The organism is Clostridium perfringens ATCC 13124 (assembly GCF_000013285.1).
Taxonomy (GTDB): Bacteria; Bacillota; Clostridia; order Clostridiales; family Clostridiaceae; genus Sarcina; species Sarcina perfringens.
Map to the genome: position 1 here is coordinate 518470 of NC_008261.1, position 25097 is coordinate 543566.

The window sequence follows — 25097 nt, forward strand, 5'->3', positions numbered from 1 at the left end:
AAGTTATTGTTGATTTTTAACTAATTTTATTAATTGAAAATCAACAATAGCTTAAAATAGAGATTTATTTTAAAAATCCAATTCTGTCTTTAGGGTATACAGTAAAAAGAGCTTTCCCATCTAAATTTTTTTTAGGAACATAGGGGTTTTCCCATCTTCTTGCATCTTCTGATCTTGCTCTATTATCACCAAAAAATAGGTAGTTTCCTTCAGGAACATAAAAAGTTTTATTCATTGACTCATTATTTTTCACATAAGGTTCATCAATAAAAACATCATTTACATATAAAAGCCCATCTTTTAATTCAACTTTTTCGCCAGGAAGACCAACAACTCTTTTTATAAGCAATTCTTCGGAGGATTCATGACTGAATACAAAGATATCCCCTCTATTTATACTAGTGTAAATTTTACTAACAATTACTTCATCTTCTTCCATTATTGTAGGTCTCATAGAACCAGTAGGAATATAAGCTTTGAAAATTAGGTAATTGGTTAAAAAATAAGAGCCTAAAAAAACTATTACAGAAAAGAGTATTAAATTTTTTATTTTTAAGTGTGATTTTTTATTTAATGTAGATATATTGCTTTCAGATAATAAATTCATAAATATATTATGTTGCCTTAGGTACTATATTTCATTAAATTTAACTAAATTTGCAACAAGGACACCTCCTATCTTAAGATAATCATACCATAAAAACCAATATTTGGAAATAAAAGAAATAAAAGTAAATAAATTGAGGGGTTTTAATTATATTTTTATATTCATATATAAAATATAAGAGCAAAAATTTAAAGGATTAGTATTCATATGAATGAGATTTCAGATTTGGCAAAGATAACTTCAATTTTAGGAATTGCTGCTACCACTTATTTAGTCTATGAAAATAATAGTATTTTTATAAATGAATATGAATTATTTACTAGAAAAACTCCTAATTCCTTTAGAGGATTTAAGATTTTACATTTAAATAATTTATATGGAAAAACCTTTGGAAGTGAAAATTATAGGCTTATAGAAAAAATAAATTCTTTAAAACCAGATATTATTGTTACAACTGGGAATATGTTAACTTCATCCTTAGATAAGGATTTTGTTTTTTTAGAACTATGCAAAAATTTAAGGAGCTTTTATCCAATTTATTATTCTATAGAAGGATGCAAAAATTTAATTGGGAAAAAGTATGAAAAATATAGAGATTATTTAAAGGGGTTAGTGGATATAGGGGTGATACTTTTAAATAATAGTAAGGTTTCACTTATAAAAAAGGAAGATAAGTTAAATATTTATGGAATTTACATAGAGGATGAAATAAAGTCTTTTTCTCTTAAAGAAGGATTTAAGAAGGAAAAGATATTTTCAAAAGAAGATGTAGTAAATAAATTAGGAAGTCCTAATAGAAGTGAATTTAATATTGTGCTAGCAAATGATGTAATAAATTTTGAGGCCTATGTAAAGTGGGGAAGTGACATTACTTTTTCAGGATATACTAGAGCCATAAATAGATATATATTTAATAACTTAATGGAGAGAAAAAAGGGGATTTTCATAGAAAAAGATTCATCTATGATTTTAAGTAGAGGGCTTGGAAATGATTTTTTAAAAATGAGAATTATGAATAGACCTGAAATAACCTTGATTACAATAAGGTAATATTGCTTAGGTTTAAACAATGTTAATGCTGTGTAAAATTTTATTCAAATATCCATAGACAGTAGAATATAGGGCGTGAAAAGGTGATAGAATTTAAGAAACATAATTAGACGTAATTTAAAATAGCTTTAAAAGGGACTGTATCAAAATAATAAATAAAAATTTATTTTGATACCCCTAAAAATATATGACTTAAAATTTTTCTGCTAAAGAGAGTAAGCTATTAACTCATAAGATGAATGTGAAAGTTTTTAAATCAGAATATTAAGGAGTGCAATATAAATGCTATATTATAAAGTAGTAAATAATAAATATCTCCATAAAGATAAAGAATGGATTCTGATGCTTCATGGAATAGGTGGAAATTTAAATATATTTAAAAAGCAAATAGATGTACTGTCAGAAAATTATAACTTACTTTTAGTAGACCTTCATGGCCATGGAAATTCACAAAATCACACTTTGAAAAACATGAAAAAAACTAAAGGTGAAATATCTTTTAAATATATTTGTGAAGATATTGTAGAGATATTAGATAAGTTAAATATAGAAAAAGTAAACGTATTAGGTATATCCCTTGGTACTATAGTTGGAATGCAATTTGAAAAATATTTCCCTAATAGAGTTTCTTCTATGATATTAGGGGGAGGAATTGTAGGTATGAACTTAAAGTCTAAATTTTTCTTGAATTTAGCCTTAGTTACAAAGAATATTATTCCAAGGGAAATATTTTATAAAATTGTAGCTTATATGTCAATGCCATGTAAAAATCATAAGCTTTCAAGAAATATATTTTTAAAGGCTGCTGAAAAGTTAGATAAAAATGAATGTTTTAGATGGGTTGAGCTTATGAGGGAACATTTAGAGAATTATAAGTATGTAAAGAATAATGTAAAGAAAATCTTTATTATGGGAGATCAAGACCATGTTTTTCTTCCTACTATAAAAAAGTTTGTACCAGAAGAAGATATTGTTGTAATAAAAAATTGTGGACATATATGCAATATTGATTCCTTTAAAACTTTTAATCATCTTACATTAAACTTTTTAATAAATAATCACGGATATATGTTTGGGGCAAAAGAAAGAAGAAAATATGTTTATAAGTATAACTTTACATAAAATATATTCTGTGATATTTTGGAAGGAAAATTAAAGAGAGTGTTTAATTAATAATAAGTAGATATTTAAAGGGGGATTTTAGTATGAGACTAAAAAATATTTGCTTCATGGCTATGGCTACCATATTATGCACCTCAGTATTAACAGGATGTGGTACAAGTAGTGCAAAGGAAGATTCAGATAATGAACTTTATATTATAACAGAAGATAAATCTTCAATATCTTTAAGCAATTCTAAACCAGGTATGTTTGGAGTCACTGAAGATGGAGAAATATTTATGGAAAAAGGATATGAAGGAAAAGTTGCTTATATAGATAAAAAGGGAAAAAAATCTATAGGTTTTAAATTTGATAAAGGTAGTGAGTTTTCTTATGGAATGGCTGGAGTTAAGGAGGGAAATACTTACAAGATAATAAACAAGAAGGGTAAAACCTTGGTAGAAAAAGAAGATGGGGTATTATCACCTTTAAACAATAATCTTATAAGATATGAAAAGTTAGCTAATGAGATTTTAACTAATGAAAATACTACAGAAGCAATTGAAAGCTTAGCTCAATCTGGTAAAACTTTAAAAACTACTGGAATACTAAATACTAAGGGTGAAGTTATTGTAGAACCAGGAAGATATGATGAAATTATAAAGGATATTGGAGAGGGATATATATTAGTTAAAAAGAATAAAATGTATGGTCTTTTAAATGCTGAGGGAAATGAAATAATCCCTTGTGAATACACATCAATAGGAGAAATAAATGAAGGATTCATTCCTGTATCAAAGGGTAATCTTTGTGGAGCACTTAATGAAAAAGGAGAAATTATAGTGCCAATAGAATATTTCTATGTTGGATCTATGAATGAGGGGGTAGCTCCAGCAAGATTAGATGAGTCTGGGATAGGATTTTTAAATAAAGAGGGATCTTGGGCAATAATGCCAGACTTTGATGGAGTAACAGCAATGAATAATGGGGTTGCTTTTGCTAGAAAAGATAATAAGCATATAATAATTGATAAAGATGGGAAAGAAGTAGAAACTAAGATAAACTTTGAGAATAAAGTATCTATAAATGGATTTAGTGATAGTGGCTTAGCAGTAGTTGATATATTAGATGGAGAATCAAAATATATGTCTGTTATAAATACTAAGGGTGAAGAAATTAAAAATCTTGAAAAGAAAGATTACTCAGCCTTAGAGGTTTATCCAAGTGGATTAATAGTTTCTGTGAATCAAGAGGGGAAAAAAGGTTTACTTAAAGAGGACGGAAGTGTAATTTTAGAAGAAGAGTATAATGATATAAGAGTTATATCAAAGGATGTTATTTTAGTAGATAAGGACGGAACATATTCATATATTGATTCAACAGGAAAAACATTATATTAAATATTGGTCTATGTTCTAGGAGAATTTTTATTTTTAGTTAAATGTAGATCTAGAGTAATTTCGAAAATACTTTAAGACATAGAAAAATATTAAAAGTCATATTAAAACTTTTATTTAAGGGTTTTAATATGGCTTATTTTTTATCTAATATATTATTAGTGGATATATTGGATATATATATCTAATATAAGCATTAATGGGGAGAAATGAAGAATAAGTTACTGGAAATATTACAAAAAGAATTCTATAATTTAGTATAAGTAGTTATATAAAATAATATTGTTGTAACTAATAAAATGAAATTATTGGGTAAAATTATAAGAGAAATAGGAATATGCTAAAACCTTAATATAAAGCTTTATAGGGAGGATTGAAAATGGAGAGTAAAGAAAATAGTAAAAAGTCTTCAGAAGCAAAGAATAAACTAGAAAAAATTTATAGTACTTCCCTGCCTGATGGATATAGATTTACTGATTTTAGAATTGGTGATGAGAACAACTGGGCATATATTCAGTATTCAGCAGGTGTTTTTAAAGATTATCAATTAGCAATTAGAATGATTTTTAAAGAGGAAAATAGCTTAAAAGGAAATTTTAAAAATCGTTGCGTATTTCTTGAAAATGAAAATGGAGAGAGAATTGGAACCATAATGATTGTTCCAAGCCTTTCAGAGGAAGCGGGAGTTCAAGAAATTAAATATTTAGCACTTCTTCCTAAATATCAAGAGCAGGGTTTAGGCAAACTTCTTATATCAAAGGCATATAAAATGGTTGATGATGTAGAAGGAGCTACTAGAATTAATTTAGAAGCTTATAATGATAAATCTATAGTTCTTTTTGAGAATTTAGGGTTTGAAAGATCATGATAATTAAAAAAACTCATTCCAAAAAAATCTTAAAAGATTTAGATTGGAATGAGTTTTTTTATTTTTTAAAGAAAACTTGATTAATTATCTTAGCAATTTCTTTAACTGTTTCAACATTAGATTCTATATTCTCTTTAGCAACAATTAAGTCAGCTGTAGTTTCAGTTGCAACATCAGATATATCCTTAATGTTCTGACAAGCATCATTCACATTATTAGCTATTGTAGGTAAATCGTTAATAGTCTTAGTAAGGTTGTCCTTATTTTGATCTAAAAGACTATTTATATTTGATACTAACTTTAAAACTTTGTTTAATGTTAGTATCAAATAAACAATAGCCACACAACCTAATAAAGCTAATAATAGGTAAATAAAATTTAAATCTATATACATAATTATTAGTTAGATTCTTTAACTTCTTCAGTTTCTAAAGAAGTAGCTTCATCTGCAACCTCAACAGGAACATTTAAGTTTTCTTCTACAGCCTCTTCAATGTTTTTACATTTCTTACTATTAAGATATTCTTTTATTTTACTTTTTGCATCAGAAATATTTTCTTTTCCTTTTGCAACTTGTGTATTTAAATTTTCTTTTAACTCAACACTTTTATCATTTAATTTTTGAGCAGCCTTTTTTGAACCCTCTTTTATATCATTTCTTGTTTCTTTTCCAGATTTAGGAGCAAATAGTAAACCACCTAATACTCCTGCTAATGTACCAACGGCAGCTCCAGTTACAGCAACTTTAGCTTTTTTATTTCTTTCAGCTCTAGCTTTAGCTTTTCTTTTTTCGTCTATTAATTTTGCTAAACTCATAATCCATACCTCCCAATAAATTATTCATATCTTTTAATTAAATTATACTATATAGTATAAAAAAATCAATAATAATTATTAGTTAATATATTTATCTTACAGAAACTTATTTTATTTATTTTTGTGAATTTTAGCTTTAAAAGTTGTTTTTGTGTATCTTATGGAATTTAAGATTATATCTTTACTGCAACAACATAAAAGAATCGTTGTTCCAAAAAGAAATTTAAAAAGATTCAAATTTTCTTTCACAATAAATCACCTTACTTAATATTAAAGCTTAAATTTGCCTTCTTTATCATATGTAGAAAAGGTCTTAAAAGTTAAATATTATAGTATTATTTTTCAAATATATGTAATAAATAAGATAAGTGACTTAAATTATTTATTTAGTATAATTTAGGCTAAATTGTGCATATTATATAATTGAATAAAAGGTACCAGTGTGGTATTATGGTCTAAAATTGGTTATCTTATATGACATTTTATTTCAAATTAATCTATAAGATAAAGAAGAAAATTCATTTTTTTAGAGGAGGAGTTAAAGAATGGACCCGAGTCCCAGTATTTTACCAAAAATTATTCTAATATTAGTTCTTATCTTAATTAATGCGTTCTTTGCAGCTGCAGAGATGGCAATGGTATCTGTAAATAAATCTAAGATAAAGATGCTTGCAGAGAAAGGGAACAAAAAAGCCCTTTTATTAAAAAAGGTTTTAAAATCACCTGGCAACTTTTTATCTACTATTCAAATAGGAATAACATTTGCAGGATTTTTTGCCAGTGCATCAGCAGCCACTAGCATTTCAGAAACTCTAGCGCAATTCATGTACAAGCTAAATATTCCTTATGGTAATGAGATATCAGTTATACTTATAACTGTGCTTTTGTCTTATATAACTTTAGTTTTTGGAGAATTACTTCCAAAGAGAATTGCATTACAAAAGCCAGAAGAAATTGCTTTAATGGCTATAAGACCAATCAATGTTATTTCTAAAATATCAACACCATTTGTAAAGATTCTTTCAGCTTCAACAAACTTATTTATAAAAATATTAGGTTTAAATAAGTCTGAAGATAAAGAAACTGTATCTAAGGATGAAATAAAATCCATGATAAGTATTGGACAAGAGAGTGGTGTAATCGATAAAACTGAAAAGGATATGTTAGATAATATATTTGAATTTGATCATAAAGTTGTTAAAGAAGTTATGACTCCTAGGGGAGAAGTCTTTGCTATAAAATCAACAACTCCAAATGAAACAATTGCTAAGAAACTTATAAGTGAGCAATTTTCAAGAGTTCCTGTTTATAATGAAACTAGGGATAATATAGTAGGAATACTTTATTTAAAAGACTTCTTTGAAGCCGTTGTAAAGGTTGGAGTAGATAACATTAAATTAGATCAATTAATACGTCCAGCTTACTTTGTTCTTGAAAATAAAGCTATAGATGATTTATTTAAAGAGCTTCAAGATAGTAAGCAACATATGGCTGTAATAATAGATGAATATGGTGGTTTTTCTGGAATTGTTACTATAGAAGACTTAATTGAAGAAGTTATGGGTGATATATTAGATGAGTATGACGATTCAGAAAACTATATAGATAAAATAGATAATAATACCTATGTAGTTGATGGTTTATTAACATTAGATAAGTTAAATGATTATTTAAACCTAAATCTTGAAAGTCAAAATATAGAGACTATTGGTGGTTTTGTTGTTAACTTAATAGGAAATATTCCGCAAAGTGAAAATCAAATGGTTGAATATGACAATCTTTCTTTCCAAGTTTGTAAAACAAATAAGAAGAGAATTGAAAAACTAAAAATTTATTTAAATAATTCAACTAGTTTCAATTCAGATGTTATATTAAACAATTAAAATTATAAATAATAGGGCAATGAGCTAATAAGTTCATTGCCCTTTAAGTTTATTAAATTTAGAAAGGATATAATGTTAACGAAAAGAGGTGATAATATATATTAAATGAAAATAATTATTTAATAATACTAAAAATCATTGACTTTAAAAATGATAACCGATATCATTATCTTGAGGTTTTTAAATTTATTAAATATACATACAGATAAAGTGAATTTTTTAAGTTGTTATAAAAAATAACTTAATTATTTGTAAATTTAAGGGGGAAAAGAAAATGTTAAAAAGAAAAAAATTATTAGCCTTAACATTAACTGCTTTAGTATCTATGGGAGTTTTAGCTGGGTGTGGACAAAAAAATCAGGAAGCTAAGGCAGAAGAAACTGGATCAGGAGAGAAAGTTGTCAATGTTTATTCATCAAGACATTATGATATAGATAAGCAATTATTTAAAGATTTTGAATCTGATACAGGGATAAAAGTAAATTTAGTTGATGGAAAAAGTGATGAGCTAATTGAGAGAATGGCAAGAGAAGGAGATAATACATCTGCTGATGTATTTTTAACTGTTGGAGCAGAAAATATAGCTCAACTTAATGAGAAAGATTTAATAAAGGATATATCATCAGAAAAAATAAATGAAAATATACCTTCAGAATATAGAGGGAAAAACTGGGTTGGATTAACTTCAAGAGCAAGAATCATTGTTTATAATAAGGAAAAGGTAAATCCAGAAACAATAAAAACATATAATGATTTAACTAAGGATGAATTTAAAGGAAAGGTATTAACAAGAAGTTCAAGTTCATCATATAACAATGCTTTACTTTCATCTTTCATTCAATTAGATGGGGCTGAAAAGGCAAAAGAATGGGCTCAAGGTATTGTTAATAATTTTGCTAGGACACCAGAAGGAAATGATAGAGATCAGGCTAAAGCTATTATGGCTGGAATAGGTGATGTTGGAATAATGAACTCATACTATATTGCAAAGATGATATCTTCATCAGATGCAGAAGAAGCTAAAGTTGGTAAGGAAATAGGAGTTTTATTCCCAGAAAATACTCATTTAAATTTAAGTTTTGGAGCAGTTACAAAGAATGCTAAAAATGAAGAAAATGCAGTAGCATTATTAGAATATTTAACTGAAGAAAAAGCACAAAAAGCATATGTTGACGAAAATGGAGAGTTTGCTTTAAATACTAAAGTTGGTAAGAGTGAATTACAAAAATCATGGGGAGAATTTACAGTTCAAAATTTAAACTATGAAATTTTAGGAGAATCAAAACAAGAGGCTACATTAATTTTTGATCAAGTAGGATGGAAATAATGAAAAAAATTAAATTTAATGGGTGGGCACTTTTAAGTACAATCATCAGTTTGATGATTGTACTTCCTAATATAGATATAATTATTCATTTATTTCAAAAACCAAACAAAACATGGTATCACATAAAAGAATATTTATTAAAGGATTATATAGTTACATCTATAATAGTAGTCTTTTTTACTGTTTTATTAAGCATAATAATAGGGGTAACTTTAGCTTGGCTTATATCTGCCTATGATTTTCCATTTAGGAAATTTTTTAGATGGGCTTTAATACTTCCATTAGCTATACCACCATATATAGGGGCATATACATATTCAGGAATGGTTAGCTATACTGGCGTTATACAGAGATTTTTTAGAAATATTTTAGGGGTAGAATTAAATCAAAAATACTTTGATATTATGTCTATTGAGGGAGCTATTTTTATATTTACATTGTTTTTATTCCCATATGTTTATATGGTTACAATGACATTTTTAGAAAAACAATCGGCAGGATTAATAGAAAGTGCAAGACTTTTAGGAAGCAGTGCAATAGGAATATTCTTTAGAGTTATCATACCTGTAAGTAGGGGAGCTATAGTAGCAGGCTCAACCTTAATAGCCTTAGAAGTTTTAAGTGATTATGGAGTTGTATCATATTTAGGTGTACAAACATTTAGTACAGCTATATTTAAAAGTTGGATATCCTTAGGGGATGTGGATTCAGCCATAAGATTAGCAGGAATACTTATGGTAGTAGTATTTATAATTATTTCGTCAGAAAAGGCCTTAAGAGGAAGAAAAAAATATAGTTTTACTAATACAAAGGTTAGACCAATAAAGAGAAAAAATCTTAAAGGTTTTAATAAATTTATAGTTACATTATATGTTTTAATAATATTCTCACTAGGATTTCTTATACCAGTACTTCAAATGATAGCTTGGGCAATTGCTAGCTATAAAAATATCTATTATAGTCAATTTTTAAGTATGATATTTAATTCAGTAATACTTGCCTCTGGATGTAGTTTACTTATAGTTATAATGGCTTTAATAGTAGCAAACTATGTAAGAACTAGAAGTGGATTATTATCAAAAATATATGCAAAAGTAACTTTAATAGGATATTCCATTCCTGGGGCTGTAGTTGCCATAACTATGATCTTATTTTTTGTAGATATTGATAATAAAATAAAAGGATTAGCCTTAAGCACAAGTATAATAATGTTGGTATTTGCTTATGTAATAAGATTTTTAGCAATAGGATATCAAAATATAGAGGGTGGCTTTGAAAAGATAGGTAATAAATTTACTGAAGCTTCAAGAACTTTAGGATATGGGGTTACTAAAACATTCTTTAAAGTGGATATACATATGTTAAAACCTGCTATTTTAGGAGCTTTTGCTTTAACTTTTGTTGATATTATAAAGGAATTACCTTTAGTTTTAACTTTAAGACCATTTAACTTTTATACTTTATCAACAAAGGTATTTGAGTATGCCAATGATGAGATGATACCTGAGTCAGCAATACCATCTCTAATAATAGTTTTTGTTAGTTTTGTGGCTATATATTTCTTATATAAAGTTGCTGACAAGGAGGATTAGTAATGTTTATTGAAATAAAAGAATTATATTTTAAATATCCTAAGTCTAAGAATGATATTATAGATAATTTTAATATGAGCTTAGAAAAGGGAGAGATATTATCTATTCTAGGTGAAAGTGGAAGCGGAAAAAGTACAATACTTAGAATAATTGCTGGTTTAGAAGAGTCATATAAAGGAGAAATAAAAATTGGTGGGAAAATAGTTTTTTCAGATAATAATTTTGTTGAGCCTGAAAAAAGAGGAGTTGGAATGGTCTTTCAAGACTATGCTTTATTTCCTCATATGACTGTGAAAAAAAACATTCAGTTTGGACTAAAGGGCAAAAATAAGGAAGAAAAAGAAAAAATAGCTATGGATATGCTTAAACTTGTTAATTTAGTGGAACATAAAGATAAATATCCATATGAATTAAGTGGAGGACAGCAGCAAAGGGTAGCCATAGCGAGAGCTATAGCACCCAAGCCATCAGTACTTTTATTAGATGAACCTTTTTCAAACTTAGATGCAGATCTTCAAGAAAAAATAAGAGGGGAAATAAAAGAGATTCTTATAAAAGCTGGAATTACATCTATATTTGTAACTCATGATAGAAGTGATGCAAAGGCTTTAGCAAATAAATTTATAGAGTTAAAAGAAGGAAAAATAATAAAAGCTGCTTCAATTAATGAGTTAAGGTGTTAGTTTTATAAATTAAAATAGTATATATGAAGAGATTGGTGAAAAATAAAAGGTGTGAATTAAAAATAAGTTTTATTAAAATTTATTTTCATTCATACCTTTTATTTTTAAATTAATATTAGGTTAGTAAGGGACTATCTAATATAGTTAAATATATTTTGGAAAACTTTAGTTTTTAATTGATATTATTAGGTTAGTAACCTAAGTTACTTCTGAAAAATATTTTTTAGTGTATACTAAAATTAATTTATAAATTGAAATTTTTACATTTAATATATAGGAGGAATTTTTAAGAATGGATGGTATAGGAATAGGAATACCTAAGATGGTTAGTGGAACTCATTATGGGAACTTACAAAAGGTTAGAGGGGGAAAAAGAACTTTTGGAATAACTCCTCATATTCCAGGAGGATTTATTAATCCAGAGCAATTAGAAAAGATTGCAAAGGTAACTAAAAAGTATAATGGGGTAATTAAAATTACATCAGGTCAAAGACTTTTAATAACAAATCTTAAGGGAGAAGATTTGCCTAAAATATGGGATGAATTAGGAATGGAGCCTGCTGTTAAAAAACAAAACTCAGTAAAAAATGTGGAAATGTGTCCAGCTGGTTTTTGTAAGAGATCAAAATTTAATACCATAGGTACAGGTATGAAATTATTAAATAAATATAAGCATATGGATATGCCATGTAGAACTAAAATCGGAGTAGCAGGCTGTAGAAATGCCTGTGGAAGTGTTTATTCAAAAGATGTTGGAGTTATAGCTGATAAAACAGGATTTTTAGTAACGGCAGGAGGGTCAGCAGGTCATAATCCAAGAATGGCAGACATACTTATAAAGGATGTAGATGAAAAGGAAGCTTTAAGAATAGTTGATAAAATCTTTGAGGTTTATAAAGGGGAAGCTGAGGCTGGAGAAAAATTAGGAGATTTTATTGATAGAATAGGAATTGAAGTGTTTAAAGAGAAAACCTTAGTATAATAAAGGAATATAGATTTAATTTGATATAATAGCTTTTAAAGATGAAAAATAAAAGAATTTAGCATGTGCAAGAAGAGTTTTTATCTGTTATTATCTATTTAAACAATAAAGATTATTAATTAATAGTAATGATGAATTTAGAGATAAGTAATATATAATATTCAGGTAAAACGAGAGGAGAATTTTATTATGTCAAATGTTTGTTTATGTAAAGGTGTTTCAGAAGAAAAAATAGTTGAGGCAGTAAAGAACGGAGCTCTTTCTTTTGAAGAAGTAGGAGAAAAAACAGGAGCAGGAACTGGTGCTTGTTGTGGTGCTAGATGCAAATGTAAAATCGAAGAATTAATAGAAGAAAATAAATAATTATATAAACCTAAGAGGTGCACATTTATGTGCACCTCTTTTTTTGTCTCTTATTCTAATATCTTAATAGTAAAAACTTTAAATTAATTTTAGCTATGTATTAAAAAGATTTTTTATACGTAGCTTTTATTTTATAAGGTTTTAAGTAAAGATACTTTGAAAAATAAAAAATTAAACAATGAAAATATATTGACACCATATGAAAATAGTGTATATACTGTATATATAGAATATATACAGTATATACACAGAAAGAGGTGAGTTTTTGAATATAGTAGTTTCAAACACTTCAGGGGTACCCATATATGAACAAATAGCTAAAGCTATAAAAAATGAGATTTTATCTGGAGATTTAAAGGAAAATTCAGCATTGCCGTCAATAAGAAGCTTAGCTTCTGAGCTTAGAGTAAGTGTAATCACAACCAAGAGAGCTTATGAAGAACTTGAAAGAGATGGTTTTATATACACTTTACCTGGTAAGGGATCTTATGTTGCAGAGCAAAATAAAGAACTTTTAATGGAAGAAAAGCTTAGAGAAATAGAAGAAAAATTAGGAGAAGCAATTGATATTGCAAATAGCATAGGACTAAATTTTAATGATTTAGTTGGAATGCTTAAAACTTTAAAGGAATTATAAAGATAAGGTATAGGTTTAAGGAGGAAGGTTTATATGGAAAATGTACTTGAAATAAAAAATATAAGTAAAAATTATAAAGGATTTTCTTTGAAAGATGTAAGCTTTAATATTCCTAAAGGTTTTGTAATGGGATTAATAGGGCCAAATGGAGCAGGAAAGACTACAACAATAAAAGCCATAATGAATTTAATAAATTTAGATAGTGGAGAAATATATATTTTTGGTGAAGACATAAAGAAAAATGAAATATCAATAAAAGATAGAATTGGATTTGTTTATGATGATTGTTGTGCTTTTGAAGATTTTACAATAAAAGAAAATAAAAAAATAATATCTAAATTTTATTCAAAATGGGATGAAGAAAAATTTAAGTATTATCTTGAAAAATTTGAGTTAAATGAAAATAAAAAGCTAAAACAATTATCAAAGGGACAAAAAATGAGGTTTTCATTGGCATTAGCTTTATCTCATAAGGCAGAATTTTTAATATTAGATGAGCCAACATCAGGCTTAGATCCTGTTTTTAGAAGTGAACTTTTAGATATTTTATTTGAAATAATAGGTGAGGAAGAAGTATCAATACTTTATTCAACTCACATAACAACGGATCTTGAAAAATTAGCTGATTATATAACCTTTTTAAACAAAGGAAAAGTTGAATTTTCCTTAGAAAAAGACTTGTTATTAGAAGAATACTTTTTAGTTAAAGGGCCTTTAGATATTTTAAATAAGGATTTAGAAAAAGAATTAATAGGATTAAGAAAAACAAGATATAACTTTGAAGGACTAACTAACAATATGAGAAAATTAAAAGAACTTTTCGGTGAAAAAATTATTTTTGAAAAGGCTACTTTAGATGATATAGTTGTTTATTATTCTAAAAAGGATGTGAAGTAGTATGAAAGAATTACTTAAGTTAGATTTTTTTATACAAAAGAAATATATCAAGAGTTCAATTATTGTGTTTCTTTTTTTAGGCATTACTTTTGCGTTAACTCAAGGAATGAATTATTTATATACTATGGGAACTTTTATTGTATTTTATCTGACGATAATACCAATTGAAGTTGAAAGAAAAAGTAAATTTAATATTTACTTAAATTCTTTACCAAATAAAAAATCAAATTATATTTATAGCAAATATCTATCAACATTAATTTATATTATAGTAGTTAATTTATTTTTATATTTATTCTGTACTATTTTAGGAGTAATTTCAGGAAGTGATTTTACATTAACATTAAGAGCAATTCTTCCAAATATAATAGTTCAACTATTTTATGTATCACTGACTTTACCAGTATATATGATTATAAGTCATAAATTTTATAGAGTGGTTAATATAATATTTACTATTTTAATAATGATGATTAGTTCAATATTATTTAATTCTCTTGAAAATGAAAATTTACAAGTATTATTTAATATTACTAATGGAGTTTATGGTTTAGCATTTGGAATACTGGCTCTAATAATATCATTAATAGTGTCTCTAAATATTTATAAAAAAAGTGAGGTGAGTTAATATGAAAAATTTAATTATTAAAGACTTAAAAAATATAAGAGTAATATTTATATTTTATATCCTTACAATGACTTTTGGATATTCTCCTTTTTTTATAGACTTACCGAAAGATAGATATGATTTTTTAATAAATAGTGTTTTCATTTATTTTACCTTGTTAGCTTCAATGATTAGTGTTAATTTTATAATTGCAAAAAATACTAATAAAGGAGCAATGACAAATAAATTATTAAGATCACTGCCAATTGATGCAAGAAGTGTAGTAGGCACATCTTTTATATTACCTATATTAATTTTTTTAATATTTTCTTTACCAAATATATTAGTAGGTATGGGTGTAAGTTTTATGTTAGGAGAAAAAATCATTGTAAATCCATTTAATTTACTTTTAACATTTATAATTTTCTATATATATGCATCAATAACATTTAGTATGGCAATTATATACCCAGAGAGCAGTGTAGTATCTTATTTAAGAAGCGTTCCATTATTTATATTAATAATCGGTCTTGCTTTAGTAGAAAAATTTATGAAAAATATAAATTATGATGTTTCAAATATTTTAAATTCATTACCTCTTGTGGTACTTATATTAGCAGTAATATCAATATTTATATTAATTGTTTTTTACAAGTTTTCCTTAAATAAATTTATAAGAAAAGAATTATAATACTTGTTTTATAAGAATATAGTGTTATTTGAAATTATATAGAGATATGTAAATATACATATGATAATATATAATAAAAAACAAAAAGTATTATTTGAAATATGGAGGTTATGAAATGGCAAGCAAAATGTTACACACATGCATAAGGGTAAAAGATTTAGATAAATCTTTAAAGTTTTATAAGGAAGCTTTAGGACTTATTGAAACAAGAAGAATGGATTATCCAGAATATAAATTTTCTTTAGTGTATCTTTCAGATAAAGAAGATGGATATGAAGTAGAATTAACTTATAACTATGATCAAGAAAAGCCATATGATTTAGGGAATGGCTTTAGTCATATAGCTGTCGGGGTAGAAGATATAGAAGCTGAAAGAGAAAGACATATTTCTTTAGGATATGAGGTTACACCTATGAAAGGTCTTTCAGATGGAGCTGCAACATATTATTTTGTAACAGATCCAGATGGCTATAAAGTAGAGGTAATTAAACTTTAGTTATGATTCTATAAAAATAAGGGCAGATATAAAAATAATTTTATAGAAACTTACAAACATTATGAAAAGAGTATTAGTAATTCTAAGAATAGGTTTGTGAGTTTTGTTTTTATATTTTTATAAAGCCCTTTATTTTCTACTGAATTTGTATGACTTCTCCAGAATACTTTAAGGAATATTGCTTAGGTGTTAACCCAAACTTCTTTTTAAATAATTTTATAAAGTGAGAAATATTTTCATATCCTAAATCATAAGCCACCTCTGTAACTGATGAAAACTTAAGAAGTCTTGCAGCCTCATTAAGTTTTAAGCTTGTAAGGTAATCATTAGGAGTCATTCCCATAGCTTTTTTAAACTTTGAAGAAAAGCTTGGAAGAGACATATTTAGGTCATAAGCAATTTCTGAAACTGTTATATTATTTTTAAGATTTCCTTTCATTATCTGAATAGAACGATTTATTGGATTATTAAAATCACTAGAAATAATATCTTTAGCTCCCTTAGTATTTAATAGGCTATAAGTTATTTCTTGTGCATATAAATCAAGTAAAAATTCTTTATTATTTGTATCTTTAGTAGCAGTCTCTACAATTCTTTTAGTAGTCAATTCTATTAATTCATTATTTTCATTAAAAAATGGTTTTTCTAATATAGATTTATTTAAATCTACATCTAATTCATAAGATAGTTTTTCTGAAACTGTATTTATTAAATCTTCATTTAATTCTAAAACTAAGGCTTTAGTAGGTTTTTCAATTTTCATTTCCACACTTGAGTTTGGTGGAAGAAGCATATATTTAGATGAATCATATATGATATTCTCACCATTATTAATTCTTACATTTTTTTCTCCATCAACTATAGTGCATAGTCTTTTATATTCATAAGACTTATATGTATCTTTGTAATTCTTCTCAAAGGTGTAATATAGAATTCTTAAATATTCAGTTTCTATACCATCTGCCAATTCAAGTTGTCTATCAAATCTATCCATAAAATTCTCACCTCATAATAAATAATATAAAAGCTTATTATAGTATTGTCAATTTCTGTCGATTTAAAAATGAGATATTTTTTAAAAAAATGGATTAGTTAAATTTTTAACGATAAATTAAAATTAAATTATAAAGTGAAAGTAAATATTGAGAATATACTTAATAGAAAGACTTGGAGGAAAAATATATGAGTTATAAATTTTTTATGCCAGCAATAAGTTTAATGGGAGCAGATTGCTTAAAAGACGCTGGTGATCAAGTTGGAGAATTAGGATTTAAAAAAGCTTTAATAGTAACAGATAAAGTTTTAGGTCAAATAGGAATAGTTAAAAAAGTAACAGATGTTTTAGATAATAAGAATATAGAATATGCAATATATGATGAAACTAAACCAAACCCAACAGTTAAAAATGTTAATGATGGTTTAGCATTATTAAAAGAAAAAGAATGTGATTTTGTTATTTCATTAGGTGGAGGCTCAGCTCATGACTGTGCTAAAGGAATAGCTTTATTAGCTACTAATGGCGGAGAAATAAAAGATTATGAGGGAGTAGATAAATCTAAAAAACCTCAATTACCAATGGTAGGTATAAATACAACTGCTGGTACTGGTAGTGAAATGACTTTATTCGCTATTATAACTGATGAAGAAAGACATATAAAAATGGCTTTAGTAGATAAGCATTTAACACCAATAATAGCGGTTAATGATCCTATTTTAATGCTTGCTATGCCAAAATCATTAACAGCGGCTACTGGTATGGATGCCTTAACACACGCTATAGAGGCTTATGTTTCAACTGCTGCTACACCAATAACAGATGCTTGTGCAGAGAAAGCTATAGAACTTATAAGTAATTATTTAGTGAATGCTGTTGAAAATGGACAAGATGTGGAAGCTAGAGATATGATGGCTTATGCTGAATACTTAGCAGGAATGGCATTTAACAATGCTAGTTTAGGATATGTTCACGCTATGGCTCACCAATTAGGTGGATTCTACAACTTACCTCATGGGGTATGTAATGCAATATTATTACCTCATGTTCAAGAATATAACAAATCTACAAGTGCTTCAAGATTAGCTAAAATTGCTAAAATAATGGGTGGAAACATAGAAGGATTAACTGATGAGCAAGGAGCAGATCTTTGCATAGATATGATAAAATCATTATCACAAACTATAGGAATTCCAGAGGGACTTGGAGTATTAGGAGTAAAAGAAAGTGATTTTGAAACTTTAGCTACTAATGCTTTAAATGATGCTTGTTCATTAACAAATCCAAGAAAAGGAAACTTAGAAGAAGTAATAGCTATATTCAAAAAAGCAATGTAGTTATTAGGAAATAAAAAAGAGTTTTAAAAAATCAGATATATTTAATTTAAAATAAATATAATTACATTGACCACTTTAAATTTCATAATATATGGGCAACAAGGCTTAGGCTTTGTTGCTTTTTTAAGTCTTTATATATAATTTATGATATAATTTCTTTTGTATAAATAGATGGAAGGAATGGTTTTAATGAGTATAGCAATAATGGCATGCAGAAAAGTAATAGGAAAATGTGCTGCATCAGGATGCTTTAAGGCATATAATAATTCAACAGCTGCTTTTAGTATTTATGGAGAAAATAAAGAAGATTTAGCTAGTTTCTTTTATTGCGCTGGTTGCAAAGATACCCTAGTTGAAGGAGAAAATTGGACACATAAAGTAAAGCAATTAAAAAAGAATGGCGTAGAAACAATACATATATCTCACTGCATAGAATCTAAATGTGATGATTTAAAAAAACATGAGAGAATTTTAGAAAAAGAAGGCTTTAAAATAGTTCACGGAACTCATTAATATTGTGATTCTAAGTTAAATTAGCCTTATTTTAGATTTTAGCTTGGAGAAGAATTTGTTAGGGTATTATGAAAAAATAGTTTAATTATTCATGGAATTTAGGGGGAAAATAAATGAATTTAAAGAAGATACATCATGTGGCAATTATTGCTTCAGATTATAAAAAATCAAAAGATTTTTATGTAAACTTATTAGGTTTAAAAATTATAAGAGAAGTTTATAGAGAGGAAAGGGATTCCTATAAGCTTGATTTGGAAATAGGGGATTCACAAATAGAATTATTTTCATTCAAAAATCCGCCTAAAAGACCAAGCTATCCAGAGGCCTGTGGACTTAGACATCTTGCCTTTGAGGTTGAAAATATTGAGAAGCAGGTTAGAGAGCTTAAGGAAAAAGGTATTAAAGTGGAAGAAATAAGAATAGATGAATTTACAGGACGTAAATTTACTTTCTTTAGTGATCCAGATGATTTGCCTATTGAATTATATGAAATCACATGTAACTAAAAGTTACATGTGATTTTTTTGTTAAAATTATTAAATTTATTTAAATAATAAGATTTATATTAATAATTCTTTATTTTTTTATTAAAAAATATTTGAAAATCATTTTCTATTATGAGATAATCTAATCTACCAGAGCAATTCATTTAACTAAATATAAAATTTTTGTACTAAAAAATTATTTGAAATTTATATTTCTATATAATTTTTAGTAAGGTAATGAATTGTAGGACCTCTCTAAAGAGCATAAATATAGATGAACTAATTATAAATTTATATTTAAGGAGTTAAATTAAAAGATGAAAAGAAAAAAATTAAGTATTTTTATACTATCAGCAGCGATAGTAACAAGTTCAGTATCATATGGAATGACAGCGAAAGCTGATGAGGTCAAAGAGACTAAAGGATATAATTACAATGTAAATTTATCAGAGCAAAAAGCTGTAGCTAATAATAAAATTTCAGTGAAAAAAGTTAATGGAGAAATTTTAGGCTATGCAAATCCATTTACTATGTTACAAATATTAAATATGAATGGAAAAACAGTAGAAGTAATTACTCAAAGTGGCTTAAGAGGGTATGTAGATGCTAATGAATTCACTTTAGTAGAATCTGCTGTTAATGATAAATTAATTGAGAAAAATATAGAGGGACATGTTACTAATGTTTCAACAGTATTAAATTTAAGAAAAGAGCCTAGAATAGGTGCTGAAATAATAAATAGATTACTTAATAATACTAAGGTTAACATACTTGGAAAACAAGGTTCTTGGTATAAGATTGAGTTAAACGGACAAAAAGGATATGTTTATGGCATGTTCTTAAATGAAGGAACTATGAAAGAGAATAGTTCAAAGACTATAGCAAACAAAAAATCAGAAGTTAAATCTGAATATAAGAAAGAGAAAAAATCTTCAGTTAAAAAAGAAGCTAAAAAAGAGGTTGTTTCAGGGGCTAAGGCTAAAGTAGCACAAAAGCAAAGAGAAGAAGCTAAAGCTAATATGACTTCAGAAGTAAAACCAGCAATAAACAAAGAAACAAAATCTAATAATAAGGTTGAAGTGAAATCAGAAGTTAAAAAAGAGGCAAAGAATGAAGTTAAAACTGAAATGAATTCAGTTACAAAGGCTGAAACAAACCAAGTAGTAACTTCTGAAATTGTACAAGCAGTAAAATCAGAGAAAAATCCAGAAACTAATCTTCAAGTAAGACCAGAGATTAAATCTGAAGAAAAAACTGAGATGATTTCTAAAGAAAATTTAAATGTGAATCCAGAAGCTAAAAAAGAGGGAATTTCAGAAGAAATAAAGCCTGAGGTTAATACTGAGGTAGAATCTAAGCCTGAAATGAATAAAGAGGTTAAAGTTGAAGAAGCTAAAGTAGAGGAAAAACAAGAACCTAAGCAAGAGGAAGTTCAAGATTCTAAGGCTAAAGAAATGGATGAACTTTTAAAAAGTGAAGAGTATAAATTCTTAAGAATGAGTATATCTTACGGTGAAAGATTAGTTGATAGAAATGATGTATACACAAAAGACTCATTAAAGATTTTAAGAACTGAATTAGCAAAAGCTAAAAAAGTATTCCAAGATAAAGATAATTTAACTATGAAGTTAGTTCAAGATACAAGGGATGATTTAGAAAGAGCTATAGTAGATTTAGTTAAGTTAAGTGATGTTAAGAAGCCAGTTAAATCAAAAGCTAAGGTGGAAGTGAAGAAAGAGTCTAATACTGAGAAAAAAGAAGAAGTTAAACCTGTTGAAGCTTCAGAAGAAAAAGTAGAAGTTAAAGAAGAGCCTGTTAAGGTAGAAGAAAAAGTAGAGGCTAAGAAAGAGGAAGTTCAAGATCCTAAGGCTAAAGAAATGGATGAGCTTTTAAAAAGTGAAGAGTATAAGTTCTTAAGAATGAGTATATCTTACGGTGAAAGATTAGTTGATAGAAATGATGTATACACAAAAGACTCATTAAAGATTTTAAGAACTGAATTAGCAAAAGCTAAAAAAGTATTCCAAGATAAAGATAATTTAACTATGAAGTTAGTTCAAGATACAAGAGATGATTTAGAAAGAGCTATAGTAGATTTAGTTAAGCTAAGTGATGTTAAGAAGCCAGTTAAATCAAAAGCTAAGGTGGAAGCTAAGAAAGAGTCTAATACTGAGAAAAAAGAAGAAGTTAAAGAACAACCAGCTAAGGTTGAAGTAATAGTTCCAGAAGTGAAGGAAAATAAAGAGATTAAGAAAGAGGAGCCAGTTAAAGCTAAAGAAGTAGTTAAAGAGAAGAAATCTAGAGAAGAAGAAATAGAAGAGATTCTAAAAAGTGAAGAATATAGATTTTTATTAAAAGATATAGCTTATGGTGAAAGATTATCTGAGAAAATTACTGTTTACACAAGAGATTCATTAAAAGTATTAAATGCTGCCATAGAAAAAGCTGGAAGAATAGTTAGACAAAAAGAAAAATTAACTGTAAAATTAGTTCAAGATACAAGAGATGATGTAGATAGAGCTATAGTAGATTTAGTTAAAAAAAATAATTAAAGTTAAATTTAATTAAGGGAGTTTTGTGTAAAAACAAAACTCCCTATTTTTTTAGTTATTAAATTTTAGAGAAATTTGCAAATATTATATAGAAGTTTTAAAATCTCATAGCGAAGTTTGTAAATCTTATATAAAAGTTTGTATGAAAAGAAAGTATTTTACGAGCTTAGTATATCTTCTACATTTTAAATTCTCTTTTAAATTAAAATTTGAAATTGGAATTCTTCTTTTGGAAGTGTTGTTAGGACTAAATTTAAAATTGGACCTTTAACTTTAATATTATTTTCTTCAATATAGGATTTTAATTTAAAAATAGCTTTATCACGTTCATTTTCTTTATATGAAAGGCATAAATAGTTACCACTAGGTATAATGAAATTATGTATATTTTCATAATCTTTTAGAAGCATATAAACCTCTGTATTATTATTTTCTAGGTCTTCTAAGCTATGTAAATATAGCCCTTTTTCTAGAGAACGAGGAGGTTCTAAAGTATTTATCTCTGATTTAAACTTTGAAAATACTTGCTCTCTATGGGAAACAACAAAATTTATATTTCTATTTAGGCTTTTCTTTACTACATATCTTTCATTAATATACTTTTTATGAATATAATTTATGTTGCTTAGTTTAAAGTTACATTCAAAGGTATGCTTAATTTCACTTATATCTTCTTTTATCATATTTAAACTTTCAATTTCCTTTTCAATATCCCTTATTTTAAGTTCAAGAAATTTCACAAATTCCTGAGAATCTATATTTTTATTTAGTATTAAATCAATTTCTTTTAAGGGAGTACCAATTTTTCTAAGATATTTTATAATCCTTAATTTTCTAAATTTATTTTCTGAATAATATCTATATCCACTATTAGGATCAATATAAGAAGGTTTTAATAATCCTATTTTGTCATAGTTTCTTAGTCTATCTATGGACAAACCAGTAATTTTTGAAACTTCACCAATTGAAAAATATTTATTCATTAAAATAATCGCTCACTTTCTAAAAAAGACTTTACTCTAGTATTATACTAGACTTTATAATACTTATTATTATAAATTTTATTAATTAAAGATAAGAAGAGTGAAAATTACAATGACAATTAAACAAATGAATATAAAAATATTTAAACTACCTTTAATATTTGCAGTTTTATCTGTAGTATTAATGGGATTATACAAAACAATATTTGGAGTGGAAAACACTATTATAGGATTAATAATAGCAATGGCGTCCTATGCTTTTCTAAGATTAGATTTAACTTCATATCCAATTTATAAGTCTATGATATTTCTCATATTAAATTTATTTTTGGCCATAAGTGCCTATATATCCGCCATAAATCCATTTGTTGGATTAATAATAAACTTTTTAATACTTTTTACAGTATCATTTATATATACAACGGAATTTAAAAATGTTATTTCCTATATCTTTCTATTATTATATGTGTATATGTGGGAATATTCTATTAGTTTGGATGAATTGCCAAGAAGGTTAGTGGCTATGGGGGTAGGTGTTTTCATTATTATTGGAATTCACATATTATTTAATAGAAGAAATTTCAAAAAGAATTCAAATAATATAATCATAAGATCTATAAGAAATATTCAGAAGGAAATCTGTCATATAATAAATGAAAGCTATAGGGAAAAGGAAAATATCTATATAGATAGCGAATTAAGAAAATTATTAATTTTGATTGAAGGAAGAAATAATAATAAATTTATAGAAAATCATAAGGATGATATTTATTTTAATATTGTACTTATATTAGAAAGAATAAATTCAATAATCAATAAAGTTGGCAAAATTAATAATAAATCTAAAGACGTAATAGACTATTTAAATAGTTTAAATCATGATTTAGAAAACATAACTTTATTTTTAGAAAGAAAAGTGGATTGTATTAATGAGGAGAAGGATGATTTAAATAAGGATTCTACCATAAATAATTGGACTGAGAAAGAATATGCTTTTTTAGGGGAATGCACTGAACTTATAAGACTTTTAGAGAAAAATATAAATAATTTATATGAATATAATAGGAAGAAATCAAGGAAGAGAATTAAAGTAAAATTTAATCTTAAGGAGCTACTAATAGGAAATAGTTCTTTAAAAATGAAACATTTAAGGGTAGCTTATTCTTTAAAACTAGCAATAGCAGTTTCTCTAATAATGTTTATAGTAGATTTATTTAAAATACCTCAGGGAAGATGGATTGTTACCAGCGTTTATGTGGTTATACAGCCCTATGAAGAAGAAACCTTAACAAAAGCAATAAAAAGATTCAAAGGGACAATAATAGGAGTGATAATTTACATTTCTATATTTACATTTTTCCCGCATATTATTCCTTTAGAATTACTTCTATTAATATTAATGTTTCTTTACTTTGTCCAAAAGGATTATGAGAAAAAGGTTGTATGCACAGCACTTATGACTCTAAGCTTTGGATTATCTAGAAGTACAGTTGGATACTTAGCCTTTTATAGATTTTTATTTGTAATAATAGGAATAGTAATAGCTTTAGGAATTAACAAGATTATTTTCCCACAGAGCATAAAAAATTCTATATATGATTTAAAGGAAAGGTATTTAGAATTAACAAGTAAACTTCTTTATGAGTTAAAAAGCATATTATATGAAGAGAAATATAATGAAAATACAATTAAACTTCTATTAGATTGTAACCTTATTGAGTGTAAGTTAATGGAAAATAAATTAATTGCTGAAAATTTAGAGCTTAAAGATTTAGTGTATAAACAGAGCATAATTTTAAGCAAGATAAGATGTCTTATATTATTTATAAATTACTCAAATTGGGGAATTTCATCAAAACACATTAATGTAGATAAAAATTTATTAAATGTAATTTTCAATAAAATAGAGGAAGAACTAAGGGAGATTTATTAAGAATAAAAAAGTATATAAAAATCAGTTTACCTAAAATTTTAGAAGTTAAAAATAAGTCCTTTTAAGATTACTAACTAAAATCAAAAAATATTAAGAAACTCTTTAGAAAATCTTTAGATTTATCTGAGGAGTTTCTTTATTTTTAAAGTTTATTATAAGAGTGTAGCAAATGAGAAGAAAGCAATTAACAATTTAGATAATAGAAATTCCCTTGAAAATTAAGTTAGATTAGGAGGGGAAGTTAAAATCAAAAATTAATAAAAATATAGATTAAATAAAATTTTAAAATTGAAAGGTAAGGGG

The 25097-nt window shown here is 26.4% G+C and carries 25 protein-coding genes; 20 read left to right on the forward strand and 5 right to left on the reverse strand.

What is annotated here, in order from left to right; all coding sequences use genetic code 11:
* Positions 1-64: 64 nt before the first annotated feature.
* Positions 65-607: a signal peptidase I gene (gene lepB / locus CPF_RS02165; RefSeq protein ID WP_011009806.1), complete on the reverse strand. Its 543-nt coding sequence runs from the start codon at positions 605-607 to the stop codon at positions 65-67.
* Positions 608-814: 207 nt separating this feature from the next.
* Between lepB and CPF_RS02170 the strand changes: the two genes are divergently transcribed.
* The 4 genes from CPF_RS02170 to CPF_RS02185 all read left to right on the forward strand — a co-directional run bounded on the left by CPF_RS02170 (position 815) and on the right by CPF_RS02185 (position 5023).
* Positions 815-1657: a metallophosphoesterase gene (locus CPF_RS02170; protein ID WP_011590192.1), complete on the forward strand. Its 843-nt coding sequence runs from the start codon at positions 815-817 to the stop codon at positions 1655-1657.
* 282 nt (positions 1658-1939) lie between these two features.
* Positions 1940-2779: an alpha/beta fold hydrolase gene (locus tag CPF_RS02175; RefSeq protein ID WP_003455658.1), complete on the forward strand. Its 840-nt coding sequence runs from the start codon at positions 1940-1942 to the stop codon at positions 2777-2779.
* Between the two features lie 83 nt (positions 2780-2862).
* On the forward strand, positions 2863-4158 hold the full coding sequence (locus CPF_RS02180; RefSeq protein ID WP_003455362.1) for a WG repeat-containing protein: 1296 nt from the start codon (positions 2863-2865) through the stop codon (positions 4156-4158).
* Between the two features lie 376 nt (positions 4159-4534).
* Positions 4535-5023 (forward strand): GNAT family N-acetyltransferase, encoded by a 489-nt coding sequence (locus CPF_RS02185; protein ID WP_003455413.1) that lies wholly within the window; start codon positions 4535-4537, stop codon positions 5021-5023.
* A gap of 58 nt (positions 5024-5081) precedes the next feature.
* Here the strand turns inward: CPF_RS02185 and CPF_RS02190 are convergent, their stop codons facing one another.
* Together CPF_RS02190 and CPF_RS02195 are read right to left on the reverse strand one after the other, a co-directional pair.
* Positions 5082-5351, reverse strand: a complete 270-nt coding sequence (locus CPF_RS02190) for a hypothetical protein (RefSeq protein ID WP_003455310.1) — start codon at positions 5349-5351, stop codon at positions 5082-5084.
* A gap of 71 nt (positions 5352-5422) precedes the next feature.
* Positions 5423-5839 carry a YtxH domain-containing protein gene (locus tag CPF_RS02195; protein ID WP_003449994.1) on the reverse strand — a complete coding sequence of 139 codons (417 nt, stop codon included), beginning with the start codon at positions 5837-5839 and terminating at the stop codon, positions 5423-5425.
* Between the two features lie 545 nt (positions 5840-6384).
* Here CPF_RS02195 and CPF_RS02200 point away from each other — a divergent pair.
* From CPF_RS02200 to CPF_RS02250, 11 genes are all read left to right on the forward strand, one after another.
* On the forward strand, positions 6385-7722 hold the full coding sequence (locus CPF_RS02200; protein WP_003455347.1) for a hemolysin family protein: 1338 nt from the start codon (positions 6385-6387) through the stop codon (positions 7720-7722).
* A 274-nt stretch (positions 7723-7996) separates the two neighbouring features.
* Complete coding sequence (locus tag CPF_RS02205) at positions 7997-9049, forward strand: Fe(3+) ABC transporter substrate-binding protein (protein ID WP_011590193.1); 1053 nt, start codon at positions 7997-7999, stop codon at positions 9047-9049.
* Entirely contained in the window at positions 9049-10641 is a 1593-nt protein-coding gene (locus tag CPF_RS02210; RefSeq protein WP_041702739.1) for an ABC transporter permease, read from the forward strand. Before CPF_RS02205 ends, CPF_RS02210 begins: the two co-directional genes overlap by 1 nt.
* Positions 10642-10643: 2 nt before the next feature.
* Positions 10644-11324, forward strand: a complete 681-nt coding sequence (locus CPF_RS02215; RefSeq protein WP_003471458.1) for an ABC transporter ATP-binding protein — start codon at positions 10644-10646, stop codon at positions 11322-11324.
* 292 nt (positions 11325-11616) lie between these two features.
* A complete protein-coding gene (locus tag CPF_RS02220) occupies positions 11617-12306 on the forward strand; it encodes a nitrite reductase (protein WP_041702592.1) in 690 nt (229 codons plus the stop codon).
* A 189-nt stretch (positions 12307-12495) separates the two neighbouring features.
* The gene (locus tag CPF_RS02225) at positions 12496-12669 is read left to right on the forward strand and encodes a (2Fe-2S)-binding protein (RefSeq protein ID WP_003449944.1); all 174 of its coding nucleotides are present in this window, start codon (positions 12496-12498) and stop codon (positions 12667-12669) included.
* A gap of 265 nt (positions 12670-12934) precedes the next feature.
* Positions 12935-13306: a GntR family transcriptional regulator gene (locus CPF_RS02230; protein ID WP_003455483.1), complete on the forward strand. Its 372-nt coding sequence runs from the start codon at positions 12935-12937 to the stop codon at positions 13304-13306.
* Between the two features lie 33 nt (positions 13307-13339).
* Positions 13340-14203 carry an ABC transporter ATP-binding protein gene (locus CPF_RS02235; protein WP_011590196.1) on the forward strand — a complete coding sequence of 288 codons (864 nt, stop codon included), beginning with the start codon at positions 13340-13342 and terminating at the stop codon, positions 14201-14203.
* Between the two features lies 1 nt (position 14204).
* Complete coding sequence (locus CPF_RS02240; RefSeq protein ID WP_003455605.1) at positions 14205-14831, forward strand: ABC-2 transporter permease; 627 nt, start codon at positions 14205-14207, stop codon at positions 14829-14831.
* 1 nt (position 14832) lies between these two features.
* A complete protein-coding gene (locus tag CPF_RS02245) occupies positions 14833-15501 on the forward strand; it encodes an ABC-2 transporter permease (RefSeq protein ID WP_003455536.1) in 669 nt (222 codons plus the stop codon).
* 115 nt (positions 15502-15616) lie between these two features.
* Positions 15617-15997 carry a lactoylglutathione lyase gene (locus CPF_RS02250; protein ID WP_003455401.1) on the forward strand — a complete coding sequence of 127 codons (381 nt, stop codon included), beginning with the start codon at positions 15617-15619 and terminating at the stop codon, positions 15995-15997.
* A gap of 136 nt (positions 15998-16133) precedes the next feature.
* On the opposite strand, the gene CPF_RS02255 is transcribed toward CPF_RS02250, so the two are convergent.
* Positions 16134-16991 (reverse strand): AraC family transcriptional regulator, encoded by an 858-nt coding sequence (locus CPF_RS02255; protein WP_003450023.1) that lies wholly within the window; start codon positions 16989-16991, stop codon positions 16134-16136.
* Positions 16992-17179: 188 nt separating this feature from the next.
* Between CPF_RS02255 and yiaY the strand changes: the two genes are divergently transcribed.
* The 4 genes from yiaY (at position 17180) to CPF_RS02275 (ending at position 21878) form a co-directional block, all read left to right on the forward strand.
* Positions 17180-18328 (forward strand): L-threonine dehydrogenase, encoded by a 1149-nt coding sequence (gene yiaY, locus CPF_RS02260; protein ID WP_011590197.1) that lies wholly within the window; start codon positions 17180-17182, stop codon positions 18326-18328.
* A 189-nt stretch (positions 18329-18517) separates the two neighbouring features.
* The gene (locus tag CPF_RS02265) at positions 18518-18841 is read left to right on the forward strand and encodes a CGGC domain-containing protein (RefSeq protein WP_003455301.1); all 324 of its coding nucleotides are present in this window, start codon (positions 18518-18520) and stop codon (positions 18839-18841) included.
* Between the two features lie 113 nt (positions 18842-18954).
* On the forward strand, positions 18955-19347 hold the full coding sequence (locus tag CPF_RS02270; RefSeq protein WP_003455372.1) for an SMU1112c/YaeR family gloxylase I-like metalloprotein: 393 nt from the start codon (positions 18955-18957) through the stop codon (positions 19345-19347).
* Between the two features lie 296 nt (positions 19348-19643).
* Positions 19644-21878, forward strand: coding sequence for an SH3 domain-containing protein (locus CPF_RS02275; protein ID WP_011590198.1), 2235 nt, complete (start codon positions 19644-19646; stop codon positions 21876-21878).
* Between the two features lie 197 nt (positions 21879-22075).
* Here CPF_RS02275 and CPF_RS02280 read toward each other — a convergent pair whose 3' ends face one another.
* Positions 22076-22861 (reverse strand): MerR family transcriptional regulator, encoded by a 786-nt coding sequence (locus tag CPF_RS02280; protein ID WP_003455350.1) that lies wholly within the window; start codon positions 22859-22861, stop codon positions 22076-22078.
* Positions 22862-22973: 112 nt separating this feature from the next.
* Here CPF_RS02280 and CPF_RS02285 point away from each other — a divergent pair, with 112 nt between their 5' ends.
* On the forward strand, positions 22974-24794 hold the full coding sequence (locus tag CPF_RS02285) for an FUSC family protein (protein WP_011590199.1): 1821 nt from the start codon (positions 22974-22976) through the stop codon (positions 24792-24794).
* Positions 24795-25097: the final 303 nt, after the last annotated feature.